The sequence below is a fragment of the Streptomyces sp. ATexAB-D23 genome (assembly GCF_000373645.1).
Lineage (GTDB): Bacteria > Actinomycetota > Actinomycetes > Streptomycetales > Streptomycetaceae > Streptomyces > Streptomyces castrisilvae.
In genome coordinates this window covers 17,152-32,000 of sequence record NZ_KB892022.1, presented here as the reverse complement: position 1 = coordinate 32,000, position 14,849 = coordinate 17,152, and the positions used below count along the sequence as shown (strand labels likewise).

General features: G+C 72.2%; 14 protein-coding genes. 7 read left to right on the top strand and 7 right to left on the bottom strand.

Translation table 11 applies throughout. The features are described from left to right. The first annotated feature begins 98 nt into the window (after window positions 1-98). Genes B082_RS0119905 through B082_RS0119880 form a run of 6 tightly spaced genes read left to right on the top strand, consistent with a single transcriptional unit; the run spans window position 99 to window position 6,852 of the window. Complete coding sequence (locus tag B082_RS0119905; protein ID WP_018553574.1) at window positions 99-1,070, top strand: phosphotriesterase; 972 nt, start codon at window positions 99-101, stop codon at window positions 1,068-1,070. Window positions 1,071-1,119: 49 nt separating this feature from the next. Next, window positions 1,120-2,073 carry a phosphotriesterase family protein gene (locus B082_RS0119900; protein ID WP_026249976.1) on the top strand — a complete coding sequence of 318 codons (954 nt, stop codon included), beginning with the start codon at window positions 1,120-1,122 and terminating at the stop codon, window positions 2,071-2,073. A gap of 11 nt (window positions 2,074-2,084) precedes the next feature. Further along, the gene (locus B082_RS0119895; RefSeq protein ID WP_018553572.1) at window positions 2,085-3,200 is read left to right on the top strand and encodes an FAD-dependent oxidoreductase; all 1,116 of its coding nucleotides are present in this window, start codon (window positions 2,085-2,087) and stop codon (window positions 3,198-3,200) included. Between the two features lie 3 nt (window positions 3,201-3,203). Continuing rightward, the gene (locus B082_RS0119890) at window positions 3,204-4,127 is read left to right on the top strand and encodes an alpha/beta hydrolase (RefSeq protein ID WP_018553571.1); all 924 of its coding nucleotides are present in this window, start codon (window positions 3,204-3,206) and stop codon (window positions 4,125-4,127) included. Between the two features lie 35 nt (window positions 4,128-4,162). After that, window positions 4,163-5,128, top strand: coding sequence for an MBL fold metallo-hydrolase (locus B082_RS0119885; RefSeq protein WP_018553570.1), 966 nt, complete (start codon window positions 4,163-4,165; stop codon window positions 5,126-5,128). Then, entirely contained in the window at window positions 5,125-6,852 is a 1,728-nt protein-coding gene (locus tag B082_RS0119880; RefSeq protein WP_018553569.1) for a CocE/NonD family hydrolase, read from the top strand. Before B082_RS0119885 ends, B082_RS0119880 begins: the two co-directional genes overlap by 4 nt. 84 nt (window positions 6,853-6,936) lie before the next feature. On the opposite strand, the gene B082_RS0119875 is transcribed toward B082_RS0119880, so the two are convergent. Genes B082_RS0119875 through B082_RS0119850 form a run of 6 tightly spaced genes read right to left on the bottom strand, consistent with a single transcriptional unit; the run spans window position 6,937 to window position 12,264 of the window. Further along, window positions 6,937-8,169: a cytochrome P450 family protein gene (locus B082_RS0119875; protein ID WP_018553568.1), complete on the bottom strand. Its 1,233-nt coding sequence runs from the start codon at window positions 8,167-8,169 to the stop codon at window positions 6,937-6,939. An 11-nt stretch (window positions 8,170-8,180) separates the two neighbouring features. Beyond that, the gene (locus B082_RS0119870) at window positions 8,181-9,392 is read right to left on the bottom strand and encodes a cytochrome P450 (RefSeq protein ID WP_018553567.1); all 1,212 of its coding nucleotides are present in this window, start codon (window positions 9,390-9,392) and stop codon (window positions 8,181-8,183) included. After that, on the bottom strand, window positions 9,389-10,015 hold the full coding sequence (locus B082_RS0119865) for a GTP-binding protein (RefSeq protein ID WP_018553566.1): 627 nt from the start codon (window positions 10,013-10,015) through the stop codon (window positions 9,389-9,391). Before B082_RS0119865 ends, B082_RS0119870 begins: the two co-directional genes overlap by 4 nt. Next, on the bottom strand, window positions 9,993-10,319 hold the full coding sequence (locus B082_RS0119860) for a DUF742 domain-containing protein (RefSeq protein WP_018553565.1): 327 nt from the start codon (window positions 10,317-10,319) through the stop codon (window positions 9,993-9,995). The genes B082_RS0119865 and B082_RS0119860 overlap by 23 nt, the downstream gene beginning before the upstream one ends. A 23-nt stretch (window positions 10,320-10,342) precedes the next feature. Continuing rightward, on the bottom strand, window positions 10,343-10,771 hold the full coding sequence (locus B082_RS0119855) for a roadblock/LC7 domain-containing protein (protein ID WP_018553564.1): 429 nt from the start codon (window positions 10,769-10,771) through the stop codon (window positions 10,343-10,345). Between the two features lie 2 nt (window positions 10,772-10,773). Further along, a complete protein-coding gene (locus tag B082_RS0119850; RefSeq protein WP_018553563.1) occupies window positions 10,774-12,264 on the bottom strand; it encodes an ATP-binding protein in 1,491 nt (496 codons plus the stop codon). A 564-nt stretch (window positions 12,265-12,828) separates the two neighbouring features. Here B082_RS0119850 and B082_RS0119845 point away from each other — a divergent pair. Then, window positions 12,829-14,046, top strand: a complete 1,218-nt coding sequence (locus B082_RS0119845) for an FAD-dependent monooxygenase (RefSeq protein ID WP_018553562.1) — start codon at window positions 12,829-12,831, stop codon at window positions 14,044-14,046. A 74-nt stretch (window positions 14,047-14,120) separates the two neighbouring features. Here the strand turns inward: B082_RS0119845 and B082_RS0119840 are convergent, their stop codons facing one another. Further along, entirely contained in the window at window positions 14,121-14,849 is a 729-nt protein-coding gene (locus B082_RS0119840; RefSeq protein ID WP_018553561.1) for an ABC transporter ATP-binding protein, read from the bottom strand.

Here is a 14,849-nt window from a genome sequence, read left to right as displayed (position 1 = left end):
CGCGATGTCGAATTCATTGACGGCATGTAAAGCAAATGGCTACCGTGCTTGCAGCCACAGGGTGCTTGAGCACCCCACCCGTACATGTGAGGGCAGGCATGAGCGTCAAGAGCAACACCGTGAACACCGTCCTCGGCCCCGTGCCGGCGGAGGAACTGGGTGTCGTCTCGGTCCACGAGGCACTGCTGTCGGTGGTGCCGGGCGCGGAGCACGCCTTCGACATCACCTTCGACCGCGCCGGGATCTTCGAGACCCTGGCCGCGAAGCTGCGGGACTTCCGCGCCCACGGCGGCGGCACGATCGTCGACAGCACCGGCATGTTCCACGGCCGCGACGTCCCGCTGTACGAGTCGCTGTCCCGGACGACCGGCGTCCACATCGTCGCCTCCACGGGACAGGGCCCGGAGGAACTGCTCGGCGGCTACTTCCTCACCCCGCAGACCAACCCGCCGACGCCGTGGCCGGCCGAGAAGTTCGCCGAGCTGTTCACCCGGGAAGTCACCGAGGGCATGGTCGTGCCCCGCGTGGAGCGGCGCGGCGCCGCCGGCCTGGTGGCCACCACCGCGACCCCGGCCGGCCTGACCGCCACCGACGAGAGCCTGCTGCGCGGCGCGGCCAGGACCGCCCTCACCACCGGCGTCCCGCTCTCCCTGCGCTTCGGCGGCGACGCGGTCCACGATCTCGGCATCGCCCTGGACGAGAAGCTGCCCGCCGACCGCGTCGTCGTCGCCGGACTCGACCGCCGCGACGCCGCGCCCGGCGCGGCCCACGACATCGCCCGCCGGGGCGCGTACGTGGCCCTGGACCACGTCGGCGTCCACGACGAGGCCCACCTCACCGACGCCGAACGGGCCGCACAGGTCGCCGGCCTCGTCCGGGCCGGCTTCGGCGACCGGATCCTGCTCTCCAGCAGCGCGACCGGGGTCGCGAAGGGCCACCCGGGCAACGGCCTTCCGTACAGCTACGTCCTGACCACCTTCGTCCCGCTCCTCGCGGGACAGGGACTGGAGCCCGAGGACACCCGGCGGATTCTCGTGGAGAACCCGCGCGCCCTGCTGACGGTGCGCTGAACGCGCAGCCGCGCACGACCATCAAGTCTCTTACTCAAAGGTGAGTGTTGTGTCGAGAGTGAACACCGTCCTGGGGCCCGTCCCGGCCGAGGAGCTGGGACTCGTCGCCGTCCACGAGCACATCGGCTACGGCATGCCCGGCTCGGAGCTGGACACGCGGTGGTGGAAGACGCCCGAGGAGCGGTACGAGGAGACCGTGCCCAAGCTCCGGCGCTTCCACGAGTACGGAGGCGGGACCTTCGTCGACGCCACCGGCATCTGCAACGGCCGGGACGTCGACTACTACAAGTCGCTCTCCGCGAAGACCGGCGTACACATCGTCGCCTGCACCGGCTTCGTCGGCGGCGACACCGCGCTGCCGCACTTCGCACGGGCCGGCGTCGACTACCTGACCCGGCAGTTCGTCCACGAGATCACCGTCGGCATCGGCTCCACCGGCAGCCTCGCCGGAGTCATCAAGGTCGGGGTGAGCCGAGGCGGCCGCATGACGGACCTGGACAAGCGCATCTACCGCGCCGCCGCCCGCGCCGCGCTCACCACCGGCGTGCCGATCCTGACCCACCTCGCCATCGACGCCGAGAACGCCGTCGCGATCTTCGCCGAGGAGGGCCTGCCGCTGGACCGGGTCCTGTTCGGGCACGTGGACGACGGGGTGAACGCCGACAAGACCCGCGACGTGTGGATCGCCGAGCAGGGCGGCCGCATCGGCTTCGACACCTTCGGCTACGAGACGGAGCTGCCGGACCCGCCGTTCTGGGCCCGGCCCCGGCAGGAACGGCTCGACCACTTCCTGCGGTTCATCGGCGACGGCCGGATCGGCCAGGTCCTCGCCTCCGCCGACGCCAACTGCAGCCCGCTGGGCTGGCCGGGCGTGAAGGGCCACACCGTCAACTACATCTTCGAGGACCTGATCCCCGACCTGCGCGCCGCCGGCCTCGACGAGGCCGACATCAAGACGATCTTCGTCGACAACCCCGCCGGCTTCCTGACCATCCAGAAGTAGAGAGAACCACCATGCAACTCTCAGACCTGAAGAACCTGAAGATCGCCGTCGTCGGAGCGGGGTACGGCGGCGCGGCGGCGGCCAAGGCGCTGAGCCTGCTCGGCGCGCACGTAGACGTGTACGAGCAGGCGAACCAGATCCGGGAGGCCGGCGCCGGCATCGGCCTGCGCCCCTCCACCATGAACCGCTTCCGCCAGTGGGGGATCTTCGACGCCATCGCGGCGGTCAGCTCGCCCAGCGAGCACTTCGAGATCCTCGGCCCCACCGGTGACCCGATCATGAAGGAGACCTGGCCGGCCGAGGGCGAGCAGACCCACACCCACCTCATCCACCGCGGGGACTTCATCGACGCGCTGCTCGGCGTCCTCCCCGAAGGCATGGTCCACCTCGGCCACAAGCTGGAGACCGTCCGGGACCACGGCGACCGCGCCGCCCTCACCTTCGCCAACGGCGCACGCGCCGAGGCCGACCTGGTCATCGGGGCCGACGGCATCAAATCGGTCGTCCGGCGGCAGCTGTTCAGCGACAGGGAACCGGTCTTCTCCGGCGAGCACGCCTACCGCGCGGTCATCCCGCTGTCCGACGCCCACGGCATGGTCACCGACGACGACCTGCGGATGTACATCGGCCGCGGCACGAAGATCTACCTGCTGCCGCTGCGCCACCGCGACCAGGTCTCCTTCGACATCACCGCCCTGTGCCCGGACGGCACCTGGGTGCCGGAGGTCACCAAGGACGACATCCTGGCGACGGTGCGCGGCTTCGACGAGCGCCTGGTGGACATCACACGCAACCTCGACATGGACACCGTCAACATCCGGGCCGTCTACGACATCGACCCGGTCGACACCTGGCACTCCGACTCCGTCGTCCTCGTCGGCGACGCGGCCCACTCGATGCTGCACCACCAGGGCCAGGGCGCGAACTCGGCCGTCGAGGACGCCGGGGCACTCGCCGACGCCCTGCGCGACGCGGACTCGGTGAAGGAGGCGCTGGCCCTGTTCCAGGCCACCCGCAAACCGGTCACCGACCAGCTCCAGGCGGTCTCGCGCCAGGGCTGGACCGCGGACGAGATCGAAGAGGTCTTCCCCGGCCAGCGGCCCTCGACCACCACGACGAAGGGCTGAACCATGGCACTGCACCCCGAGATCGCCGGCTTCCTCGCCCGCCTGCCCGCCCCGCCCGAAGGCCCGCTCGACCCGGCCGCCATGCGCGCCGCCGAAGAGGCGCACGTCGCGCCCCCCGCCGAACGCCTCCCGCTCCACTCGGTCGAGGACGTCACCGTGCCGGCCGCGACGGGCGGCGTACCCGTCCGGATCTACACCCCGGCCGCGTCCGGGAGCCACGGCGTCCTGGTCTACTTCCACGGCGGCGCGTTCTTCCTCGGCAGCCTGGAGACCCACGACCACATCGCGCGCTCCCTCGCGAAGGAGACCGGCCTCAAGGTCATCTCCGTCGGCTACCGCCGCGCCCCCGAAGCGGCCTTCCCGGCCGGCCTGGAGGACTGCTACGCGGTGGTGCGCTGGGCCGCGGGCGACGACACGGGCCTGGCCTGGGACGGCACGACGCTGGCCCTGGCCGGGGACAGCTCCGGCGGCACGTTCGTCGCCGCCGTCGCCGCCCTGGCCCACGACGACGGCTTCGACCGGATCACCCACCAGGTCCTCTACTACCCCTCGCTCGACCTGGACTTCGACACCGACCGCTACGGCTCGCTGCGCGAGAACGCGGTGGGCTACGGCATGGAGACGGCGGCCCTGAAGCCGTTCAACGCCTTCTACGTCGACAGCGGCGCCGACCCCGCCGACCCGCGCGTCTCGCCGATCAGGCGGACCGACCTGACCGGGCTGCCGCCCGCCCTCGTCGTCACCGCCGAGCACGACCCGCTGCGCGACGAGGGCGAACTCTACGGACGGCGGCTCCGGAGCGCCGGAGTGCCGGCCGTGGTGAGCAGGTACGAGGGCGCCGGGCACGGATTCGTCCAGCACTTCTCGTGGATCCCGGAGTACCACGAGGTCTTCGCCGAGACCCGGGAATTCCTCGGCCGGGACTGACCCGCCCGCCCGCGTACGAGCACGGAAAGAGAGCCATGACGACGCACGCAGCCGACGTCCACCCGCTGGTCTCGCCCTGGGGCCGGTTCGGTCTCTACAGCTTCTACATCGACGCACCCGAACCGGCCGTCGTCGACACCGGCATCGCCACCTCGCCCGCCGAGGGCATGGCGCCCGCGCTCGAAGCGATCGGACGCCGCATCGAGGACGTGCGCTGGATACTGCTGACCCACGGTCACATCGACCACATCGGCGGGGCGTTCGCCCTGTGGGAGATGACCGGGCGGCGCGCACGGGTGGTGATCCACGAGGCCGACGCCCCGATGCTCCGCTCCCGGCGGGCCCACGCCGACGACTACCTCGCGGGGCGCGGCCGGTATCTGAACGACCCCGAGGGCGAGGCGAAGGTGAGGGCCGCGACGCACGCCGTCATCTCCGGCGAGATGGAGCCCACCGTGCTCGTCAGGGGCGGCGAGACCCTCTCACTCGGCGGGGACGTCACCGTGTCGGTGCACGCGGTCCCGGGCCACACCCCCGGATCGGTCGCCTACGTCCTCGACGGGCAGCGCGCGGTGTTCACCGGCGACGCGGTGCAGGTCCACGGCGCCGCCAACGGCTTCCCCGGCTACACCGACCCGGCGGCCTACCGCGCGAGCCTGACGTACCTGCGCGACGAGATCCGCCCGCGCCACCTCTACCTCGGCCACCCCTACCGCAGGGCCGACGGCACCGCGTACGGCGTCGAACTGGACGCGGCGGCGGCCGAGGAGGCCCTGGAGCAGAGCCTCGCCGCCGAGGGCCGCGTCGGCGCGGCCGCCCGCGGCTGCCTGGCGGCCGGGCTGCGGGACACCGACTCCCCGTACTCGCCGTTCGCCCCCGCCGCCGGGGAACTCGGCTACACCGGCGACCCCACGCTCGAACCCTCGCCGTTCTTCACCTCCATGCACGGCTACCGCACCCAGCACGACGCGGCTTCGCAGGACAGGAGTTCCTCCTCATGACCGACTTCCGGACGATCCGCGCGGGCGGGCAGCGGATCGCCGTCCGCAAGGACCTGCGGGTCCCGATGCGCGACGGCGTCACCCTGGCGGCCGACACCTACAGCGGCCCCGACGACAGACCCCGCCCCGCCCTCGTGGCGCTCAGCCCGTACGGCAAGGAACTCCAGGCCCTCGCCCTCACCACCCCGCCGCAGCGGCGCCCCAGCCCGATGTGGGACGGCTGCATCGAGGCGGGCGACATCGCCCGCGTCGTCGCGGAGGACTACGTCCACGTCATCGGCGACCTGCGCGGCTCCGGAGCCTCCGGGGGCGAGCACATCGGCAACTACAACGCCGGCGGCGTCCCGCTCGGAGAGGACGCCCACGACTTCATCGAGTGGGTCGCCGCGCAGCCGTGGTGCGACGGGAACGTCGGCATGATCGGCATCTCCTACTTCGGCTCGATGCAGGTCCTCGCGGCGGCCGAGCGGCCGCCGAGCCTCAAGGCGATCTTCGTCAGCGGGGGCCACTTCGACTTCTACGAGACCACCTACCACGGCGGCGTCATGTGGTTCATGCCGCGCGCCGCCCGCGAGGGCCGCGGCGGCGACTCCGGCTGGGCCTTCACCGACCGGGTCAAGTCCCGCATGCTGGAGACGTATTCCCCCGAGGAACTGCGGGAGCGGGTCGCCGCCCGGCTGCGCGACCCTGACGTGGCGGCCTGGCCCAACCTCTTCCACGTACTGAACTACCCGAAGAACCACGAGGCCTGGTTCGACATCGTGATGAACGACCTCGACGGCGAGTGGTACGAGGAACGCAACCCCATCACGCTCGCCCCCCGCATCGACATCCCTGTCTGGCTCCAGATCGACCAGGGCCGGGGCTGGACCATGGACGGCACGATCGAGCTGTACAAGGCGCTGAAGGGCCCCAAGAAACTCGACATCGGCCCCTACCCCCCTATGCAGTCGCGCCCCTTCGTCGAGGAGCACGACAAGATGTTCCGCTGGTACGAGTACTGGCTCAAGGGCATCGACAACGGCGTCATGGACGAGCCGGCCGTCAGCGTCCACGTCGAGGGCTCACGCGAGACGGTCACCGCCGGGCAGTGGCCCCCGAAGCCGGTCGAGCACCGCCCCCTCTACCTGCGCCCCCGGCACGCCCTCGCCCACGATCCCGAACCGATGGGCCCCGAGCACGCCGCGCCCGACGGCTTCTACCAGGCGCCGCTGACGGTGACCGACAAGGTGGAGATCCTCACCTGGCGCACCGCGCCCTTCACCGAGCCCACCGAGATGATCGGCCAGGGCGCGGCCCACCTCTTCGCGGAGATCGACCGGAGCGACACCAACTTCATCCTCCGCCTCTGGGACGAGGCCCCCACCGGCGAACGGCAGCTCATCACGACCGCCTACCTCAAGGCCTCGCACCGTGAACTCGACGCGTCCCGCACCACCGACGGCGACCCCCACCACCCGCACACCCGCGCGGTACCCGTCGAGCCGGGCGTGATCGAGGAGTACGTGCTCCGCGTGTACCCGTTCGCGGCGGCCTTCCTGCCCGGCCACCGGCTGGTCGCGGAGCTGTCCAACAACGAGCCGCTGTCCGACGCCCACAACGCCCTGCTCCCCCCGGACGCCTTCCACCTCCCGGTCGGCAGCCCCGTCACCCACAAGATCTACCGGGACGCCGACCACCCGTCGCGGCTGGTGCTGCCGTTCGTCACGGCGCCGGAGCGGTAGGCCTCCGGGCGAGTACGGATACGGACGGCGGCCCGCGCCTCCCCCGAGCGGGCCGCCGTCCGTATCCGCGCGTGCCGGTGCGGATCAGTCCGTGGCCGGGCGGAGCCGGACCGGCAGGGTCTGGTGGCCGTTGCTGATCAGGGAGGGCAGGGGAAGCAGATCGGCCGCGGGCACGGCGAGTTCGATGCCGGGGAAGCGGTCGAAGAGCTGCTGGAGGGCCGTGGCGATCTCCAGACGGGCGAGCGGGGCGCCGAGGCAGAAGTGGACGCCGTGGCCGAAGGCCAGGTGGTCCTTGGCCGGGCGGGTGAGGTCGAAGTCGTCGGCGGTGGCGCCGTGCCAGTCCGGGTGGCGGTTGGCGACGGCGTACGAGGCGAGGATCGCCTCGCCCTTGGCGATCGTCCGTCCGTCGGGCAGCGGGATGTCGGACAGCGCGTAGCGCAGCGGCACGTGCTTGACGGCCGGCTCGTGGCGCAGGGTCTCCTCGACCACGTCGTTCCAGCCGGCGCGGCCGGCGCGCAGGTGGGCGAGCTGCTCGGGACGGGTCAGCAGGGCGGTGATGGCCTGGTCGATCACGTTGACCGTGGTGTCGTAACCGGCGGAGATCATCAGGAGCAGGGTGTCGCGCAGCTCCTCGGCGGTGAGGCTGCCGCCGTCGCCCTCCTCGTCGCGGGTGGCCAGCAGGAGCGAGGTCATGTCGTCGCCCGGCCGGGCGCGCTTGGAGTCGATGAGCTGGTCCAGCGCCTGGTACAGACCGGCCGTGTTGGCGGTGGCCTGCTCGACGGTGAGAGTGGTGTCGAAGACCCCGTCGACCACGGCGCGGAAGCCGTCGAGCTGGTCGTCGGGGACGCCCATGAGGCGGCCGATCACGGCTATCGGCAGCGGGTAGGCGAGGTGCGTGCGCAGGTCGACCGCCTCGCCGGACGGCTGCGCTTCGAGGCCGTCGAGGAGTTCGGAGACGACCTTCTCGATGGAGACGCGCAGGTCCTGGACGCGGCGGGCGCTGAAGGCGGGCGCTATCATCCGGCGCAGCCGGCGGTGGTCACCGCCGTACGCGGTGAACATGTTGTTCACGGCGACCCACAGGGCGAGCGGCCAGGTGGCCACCGTCTCGGCGAAGGCCGGCCAGTGGGCGCGGGCGTCCTTGGAGACCTGGGAGCTCGTCAGGAGCTCCTTGAGGAGCGCCGGTTCCGTGATCGACCACGCGGTCACCCCGAGGACGTCCACCCTGGTGGCGGGGCCGCGCTCGCGCAGCGCCCGGTACTCGGCGTGGCGGTCGGTGCCTGCGGGGTCGAGGACGAGGATCGACTGCTCGGTCATGGTGTCTTCCTTCAGTGGGAGGCGGTGAACACGATGGGCAGGGATTCCAGCGCGCGGTGGAAGGGGCCCGGCCGCCAGCGCAGTTCGGCGGCAGGAACGGCGAGGTCCATCTCGGGCAGGGCGTCCAGCAGACAGGTGACCGCGGTCTCCGCGATGAGATACGCGTGGGAGCGGGCCGGGCAGTTGTGCGGGCCGATGCTCCAGGCCAGATGGGCGCGGTTGCCCGCGATGCCGCCCGGCGACTGCGCGATCGCCGGGTCGTTGTTGCAGGCGGCCATGGAGATGAGGACCGGCTGGTGGGCCGGGAGGAGCACCCCGTCGATGTCCGCCGGGTAGGGCGGGTAGGTGATGCAGTAGTTCGCCATCGGCGGGTCCGTGTACAGGACGGTGTCGAGCGCGTCCCGCACGGTGGACTGCCCCGCGTGCAGCCCGGCGGAGAACTCCTCGTCGGTGAGGATCTTCAGCTGGGTGTTGGCGATGAGGTTGGTCAGCGGCTCGATGCCCGCCCCGTACAAGGTGACCAGCTGGTGCCCCATCTCCTCGTCGGTCAGCTGCGCCGGGTGGGTGACGAGCCGGGAGGTGATGTCGTCGGCGGGGTGGCGCCGGCGCAGGGCGACGAGGTCGGCGACGGCCTGGCCGAGGATCTCGTTGCCCCGCTGGGCGTCGGTGGCCTCGAAGATGCGCGACATCCCGTCGGCGATGCGCGCCCCGATCTCGTCCGGGCAGCCGAGCAGTGAGCTCAGGACGCGGAAGGCGATCGGCCAGGCGTACTGGGTGAGCAGATCGGCGCTGCCCGCGGTGATGAAGTCCCCGATGGCGTCCTCGGCCAGCTTCTCCACCCGGGCCCGCAGCTCGTGCTGGTCGACGGCGTCGATGGCGGCGGTGTTGGCGGAACGGTAGCGGGCGTGTGCGGTGCCACCGCTGCGCAGCGCGTTGGGCCGCCACTCCATCATCGGCCGCACCGGGCACGAGGCCGGCACCTGCTCCTGCCAGACGCGCGGGTCATGCGGGAAGTAGAGCGGGTCGTTGAGGATGCGCCGGGCCTGGAAGTAGCCGATCACCAGTGTCGCCGGGACGCCCGGGGACAGGTCGACGGGCACCAGGGCGCCGTACGCCGCCCGCATCCGCGCGTACGCGGCGTGCGGGTCGGCGGCGAACTCCGGTTCGTACAGGGCGACCCGGCCCGGCCGGGCCGACGACACGGTGCTGCTGGGGGAGGTCATGGCATGGGCTCCAGGGCGAGGGCCGCGCGGTGCGAGGCGAGGTATTCCGTGAGCGTGATCAGGGCGTACACACAGGAGGTACGGTCCCGTGCGTCGCAGGTGGTCAGAGGAGTCGCCGGGTCCAGGGCGAGGGCCTCACGGATCTCGGGGATGCCGTACTCGGGGGCGCCGGGAAAGACGTTGATCGCGACCGCGTACGGGATGCCCTGGTCCTCCAGCAGCCCCAGCGCCTCGTGGCTCGCGTCCAGGTCCCGGGTGTCGGCCAGGACCAGGCAGCCCAGGGCGCCGTGCGCCAGGTCCTCCCACAGCGGCTGGAAGCGGGCCTGTCCGGGCAGCCCGAACAGGTACAGGGCGAGGGCGCCGCCGGCCAGGTGGATGCGGCCGAAGTCCATGCCCACGGTCGTCGTGGTCTTGTCCGGCGCACCGCGCAGATCGTCGATCCCGACGCTGTCCTGGGTGATCGGCTCCTCCATCCGCAGCGGCCTGACCTCCGAGACGCTGCCGATGAAGGTCGTCTTTCCGACGCCGAAACCGCCGGCGATCACGATTTTGGCGGACTGGGTCACCGTGGACGGTACGTACGAGACGCCGTTCGGTGAGTCAGACCAGTTCTCGCAGTCCATCAAGCACCTTCTGCAGGAGGTCGTTCTCGGGCTGGTCGTCGACGGCCGGGGCCGGACTGGCCAGATGGCCGCTGTCCATGAGGGAGGACACGATGATCCGGACGGTGGAGGGCGGCAGCTGGAGCGCCGCGGCGATGTCGGCGACGGCGAGACCGCCCCGGCCCACCGCGAACAGGCTCATCACCCGCCGAGCGTCGGGCCCCAGCTCGCCGACCGGGCCGGACGCGGCGACGACCACGCTCTCCAGGCGTACGTCCCGGTCCGGGCGGACTCGCCCGCCCGTACGGACGTAGGGCCGGACCATGTCCGGATCGTGCCGTGGTCCGCTCATGCGGCGGGGCCCCCGTCCGGCTGGAGGACCGGGGTGCGTTCCCGCGTGCCGAGCTGCTCGCCGAGGCGGACGACGAGCAGGGCCATGTGGTGGCTGATCAGACCGACGTCGGCGTGCGGTCCCGTCGTGACCACCGAGAGCATCGTGTGCTGCCCCGCCGCGGTCGTCAGCCCGATCGTGGAAACGGACTCGATCAGCTGCTGGCGTACGCCCTGCCCGCCGGTGAACTCGTCCCACGCGCGGCCCGACGCGCGCAGCGAGGCGGTCAGCGCGGCCAGCTTCTCGCCGTCCTCCTGGCTGATGGTGCGGGTCCGGGCCTTGAGCAGACCGTCGCCGCTCATCAGCACGGCGTACCGGACGCCGTCCACCGATCCGAGCGCCTCGTCCAGCAGCCAGCCCAGGGTGTTCGCGTGCGTGTCCGACATGATCAACGTCCTTCGTCCGTACGAGGGGGGTTCTGGTTGTCCCGGCTGCGGCGGCTGCCCGCCATCCACGCGGCGGCCACCGCGGGCCTGCCCGGCTCCACCACCGGTTCGGGCCCGGACCGGGCCGCTGCGGGCCGCTCGCCGCGCCGGCGGACGGTGAGTCCGCTGGCCGTGGTCGTCTGCGCCGGCCGGGACCCGGGCCGCGGGTCGGGCTCGGGTGCGGGTGCGGGCTCGGGGGTGGGTGCCGGCTCCTCGGTCCGTGCCCACGCGGGCTCCGCGACCGGCTCGGGCGTGGCCGGGGTCATGGGCTCCGGCTCCGGCTCCGTCAGCAGGGCGGGTAGGGGCGCCGGCGGGACGGCCGCCGGACGGGCCACGGGCACCGTCTGCGCCGGAACCGGCCGGGAAGGGCCGGGCGTCGTCAGCAGCTCCTGCGGGAGCACGATGATCGCGCGCGTGCCGCCGTACAGGTTCGGCGCCGTCAGCTCCACCCGGAAGCCGTACTGGTGGGCGAGGACCGAGGCGACGCGCAGACCCGTCTGCGGGTAGGCGCCCAGCCGGGTGATGTCGTCCCGCTGCTCGCCGGACATCACCTCCCGGGCCCAGGTCAGCCGCTCGTCCTCCATCCGGAGACCGGCGTCGTCCACCACCAGGAACGCCGCGTTCGCCCCGTGCTCCAGGGAGACGTGCACCCGGGCGTTGGGCGGCGAGTAGCGCAGGGCGTTGTCCAGCAGCACGGCCAGGGCGTGGACGACCGCCTCCACGGCCCGGCTGCGCACGGCGAAGGACTCCAGGTCCGTGTGCTGGACGCGCTGGTAGCCCTCGACCCGGCCCATGGCGGTGCGCACGACATCGGTGAGCGTGGTGGCCGGCCAGCGGCGCGACAGCTTGTCACCGGCCAGGACGCCGTACCCGGACGCGGTGAGCAGCATCTGCTGGGCCAGATGATCCATCTCGACCAGCGTCGCGTACGCCTCGTCCGAGACATGGCGGCGTACACCGGCGCTGATCGTGCTGCTCAGCTTCGCCGCGCGGTGCACCGTGCTGGAGGCGAATGCGCGGACCGCCGCGCGCGCCACGTCCACCGACTCCTGACGGGCCTGGGCGACCTGACGCTCCGTCTCCGACCAGACCTGGGCGAGCTGTTCCTCCGCCGCGTTCTGCGCGAGCCGGCTCGTCATGGTGATGGCGGAGCGCACCTGGTTGGCCAGCGCGCTCAGCCCGTTGGCGAGCTGCGTGTGCGCCAGCTGCGGCGGAACCGCCGGGTCGAGCTGGTAGGGACGCCCGGTCTGCGCCTCCGAGGCGGCCGCCTGGACGACGGTCTGCGCGATGTACGCGACGAACTGCTCGGCGGCCCGCAACTGCTGCGCGAGCTGCTCGCGCTGCTGCTGCGACTCGTCCGCCCGCCGCTTCTCGGCGCGTGCCCGGCGCAGGAAGTGGAGCGATACGCCGGCACCGGCCGCCGACGCGAGCAGGATCAGTATCAGTTCGGTCATCGGGTCCTCGCGAGAATCAGGGGGACGGTTCCTGCGGCCGGGGCCTGTCGGGCGGCCGTGCCGGTCCGCGGGCCGTCGAGGCCGAAGCACCCGCTGCCGGGGGCGTGTCGCATCGTGTCTGTACTCCGTAGTGCCCGGACTCCCGGGATCTGGCCGCGCTCGGCACGGCCGCCCGGGGAAGGGGGCGCATCGCTCGGGGCGCGCCCTCGATCAGTTGCGGACGGGAACGGCGAGGCGTCTTCGCAGCGGGTCCGGGCCGACGCCGGAGCCGGCCGGCGCGCGGTGTTCTGAGCATCTGACCGGCGAGGGGGACATGACAGAACCCTAATCCGAAACAGTCAACGAGCGCACAGGAACCGGAGTCTGACAGAGAGTCCGCAACGAAAAGAAACGGAATCACCTGCGACGTCCGCCCGTTGGGCACCCCTCGATAGGATTCCGTTCGAGCCCCGACCGAAAGGAACGGGCCAACCAGCGGCAATGCAAGCGAACTTCCGAAAAGCCGTCCGGCGGTGAAGCGGCCGTGCGGGCATTTCGGGACATCAAGTGAGTGGAGAGCCAGACATGCGTGGAGGCAGCATCGCCGTGGTCGGCGGGAGCATAGCGGGGTGTGCCACGGCCCTGGCAGCGACGCGCGGAGGCGCGGAGAGGGTCACCGTCTTCGAACGCGCCGACGCCGAACTCCGGGACCGGGGCGTCGGAATCGCCCTGCAGAGCGACCGCTACAACGAGCTGAAGGACGCCGGATACGTCGCCCCCGAGATGCCCTGGGCCCCGCTGACCCGGCGGGTCTGGAGCGTACGCGATGGCGAAGCCGCCAACGGCCGGGCCATCGGCGAACAGCCGTTCCCCTTCCGCGCCTACAACTGGGGCTCGCTCTGGAGCGAGCTGCGCCGCCGGGTGCCCGAGGACGTCGACTACCGCTCCGGCGCCGTCGTCAGCGCCGTGCGGCCCGACGACGAGGGGGCGACGCTGCGGCTCGCCGACGGGCACGAGGAGCACTTCGACCTGGTCATCGGGGCCGACGGATACCGTTCGGTGGTCCGCGAGGCCATGTTCCCCGGGGTCAGCGCCGAGTACGCCGGCTACATCGGCTGGCGGGGCGCGTCGGCGGACATCGAGGGGCTGCCCTCGGACGGCCTCGACGCGCACAACATCGTCTTCCCCGGCGGCCACTGCATGATCTACCGGATCCCGGACGGCACCGGCGGCCACCGCCTCAACTGGGTGCTCTACACCGCGCCCCCGCAGACCGACGGCCTCCACCCCGACCTGCGCACCCCCACCTCGCTGCCGCCCGGCCGCCTCAATTCCGAGCTCACCGACCACCTGCGCACCCTGGTCGCCGAAAACTTTCCGCCATTCTGGGCGGCCAAGGTCCTCGGCACGCCCGCCGAGACCACTTTCATACAGCCCATCTACGATCTGGCCGTCCCGCACTACACCTCGGGGCGCATGGCGCTCGTCGGCGACGCCGCCAGCGTCGCCCGGCCGCACGTCGGCGCCGGCAGCGTGAAGGCGCTCCAGGACGCCACCGCCCTGGAGGCCGCCTGGATCGCCGGGGACAGCTGGAAGGACGTGCTGGAGCGGTACGACAGCGGCCGGGGCGCGGTCGGCTCCGCCATGGTCACCCTCGCCCGCCGGATGGGCAGCACCCAGGTCGAGAACACCCCGGACTGGTCCGCCATGGGCCAGCCGGAGTTCGACGCCTGGTGGCAGGACCAGAACAGCGGCTCCGACCGCAGCAGCGGCTTCGGCGGCCACAGCCTCAAGGTCAAGTAGCGCCGGACGCGGAGGGGGGCGGTGACCGGAACCCGGTCACCGCCCCCCTCCGCGTTCCGCGCGCGCCGCGCCCGTCAGGCCGGCGTCGGCGCGAGTTCGAGCGCGGCGTGCAGCGCGGTGGGGTCCGTACGGGCCTCCGCCCCGTCCAGCCGCAGTCCCACCCGCCCCGACGTCAGCACCGTCAGCGTGTGCGCGCACTCGGCCGCCTGGGCCGGACTCGGCGACACCAGCAGGACGGCGATGCCCTCGTCGGCCAGCGTGGTCACCAGCTCGTGGACCTGGCGGACCAGAGCCGGGGCCAGGCCCTCGGTCGGCTCGTCGAGCAGCAGCACACTCGGCGAACCGAGCAGCGCGCGGGCCAGGGCCAGCATCTGCTGCTCGCCGCCGGACAGGTCCGAACCCCGGTTGTTCCGGCGCTCGCCCAGCCGGGGCAGCAGCTCCAGCACGCGGGCGGGCGTCCACACGCTCGGGCGCGTGGTGTCGCCCCGGCGCGGCGGGCGGTGGGAGAGCCGCAGGTGTTCCGCGACGCTGAGGTTGGCGAAGACCCGGCGGCCCTGCGGCACGAGACCGATTCCGGCGCGGGCGGTCCGGTGGGCCGGCTGCCCCGTCACGTCCCGGCCGTCCAGCCGTACGGTGCCGGAGCCGGGGCGCATCAGACCGGCGACGGTGTGGACGAGCGTCGTCTTGCCCGCGCCGTTGTGGCCGACGACGGCGTGGACCGTGCCGGCGGGGACGGACAGATCGAGGCCGTGGAGGACGGTGCCGCCGTGGTAGCCGGCGGTCAGGCCGGTGAGTTCGAGCAT

Coding starts and splice junctions, on each gene's coding strand:
- B082_RS0119855 (WP_018553564.1), bottom strand. CDS start 10,771: ATGTCGGACACGCACGCGAACACCCTGGGCTGGCTGCTGGACGAGGCG.
- B082_RS0119845 (WP_018553562.1), top strand. CDS start 12,829: ATGCGTGGAGGCAGCATCGCCGTGGTCGGCGGGAGCATAGCGGGGTGT.
- B082_RS0119895 (WP_018553572.1), top strand. CDS start 2,085: ATGCAACTCTCAGACCTGAAGAACCTGAAGATCGCCGTCGTCGGAGCG.
- B082_RS0119840 (WP_018553561.1), bottom strand. CDS start 14,849: ATGCTCGAACTCACCGGCCTGACCGCCGGCTACCACGGCGGCACCGTC.
- B082_RS0119865 (WP_018553566.1), bottom strand. CDS start 10,015: ATGGACTGCGAGAACTGGTCTGACTCACCGAACGGCGTCTCGTACGTA.
- B082_RS0119905 (WP_018553574.1), top strand. CDS start 99: ATGAGCGTCAAGAGCAACACCGTGAACACCGTCCTCGGCCCCGTGCCG.
- B082_RS0119870 (WP_018553567.1), bottom strand. CDS start 9,392: ATGACCTCCCCCAGCAGCACCGTGTCGTCGGCCCGGCCGGGCCGGGTC.
- B082_RS0119880 (WP_018553569.1), top strand. CDS start 5,125: ATGACCGACTTCCGGACGATCCGCGCGGGCGGGCAGCGGATCGCCGTC.
- B082_RS0119875 (WP_018553568.1), bottom strand. CDS start 8,169: ATGACCGAGCAGTCGATCCTCGTCCTCGACCCCGCAGGCACCGACCGC.
- B082_RS0119885 (WP_018553570.1), top strand. CDS start 4,163: ATGACGACGCACGCAGCCGACGTCCACCCGCTGGTCTCGCCCTGGGGC.
- B082_RS0119860 (WP_018553565.1), bottom strand. CDS start 10,319: ATGGTCCGGCCCTACGTCCGTACGGGCGGGCGAGTCCGCCCGGACCGG.
- B082_RS0119850 (WP_018553563.1), bottom strand. CDS start 12,264: ATGACCGAACTGATACTGATCCTGCTCGCGTCGGCGGCCGGTGCCGGC.
- B082_RS0119890 (WP_018553571.1), top strand. CDS start 3,204: ATGGCACTGCACCCCGAGATCGCCGGCTTCCTCGCCCGCCTGCCCGCC.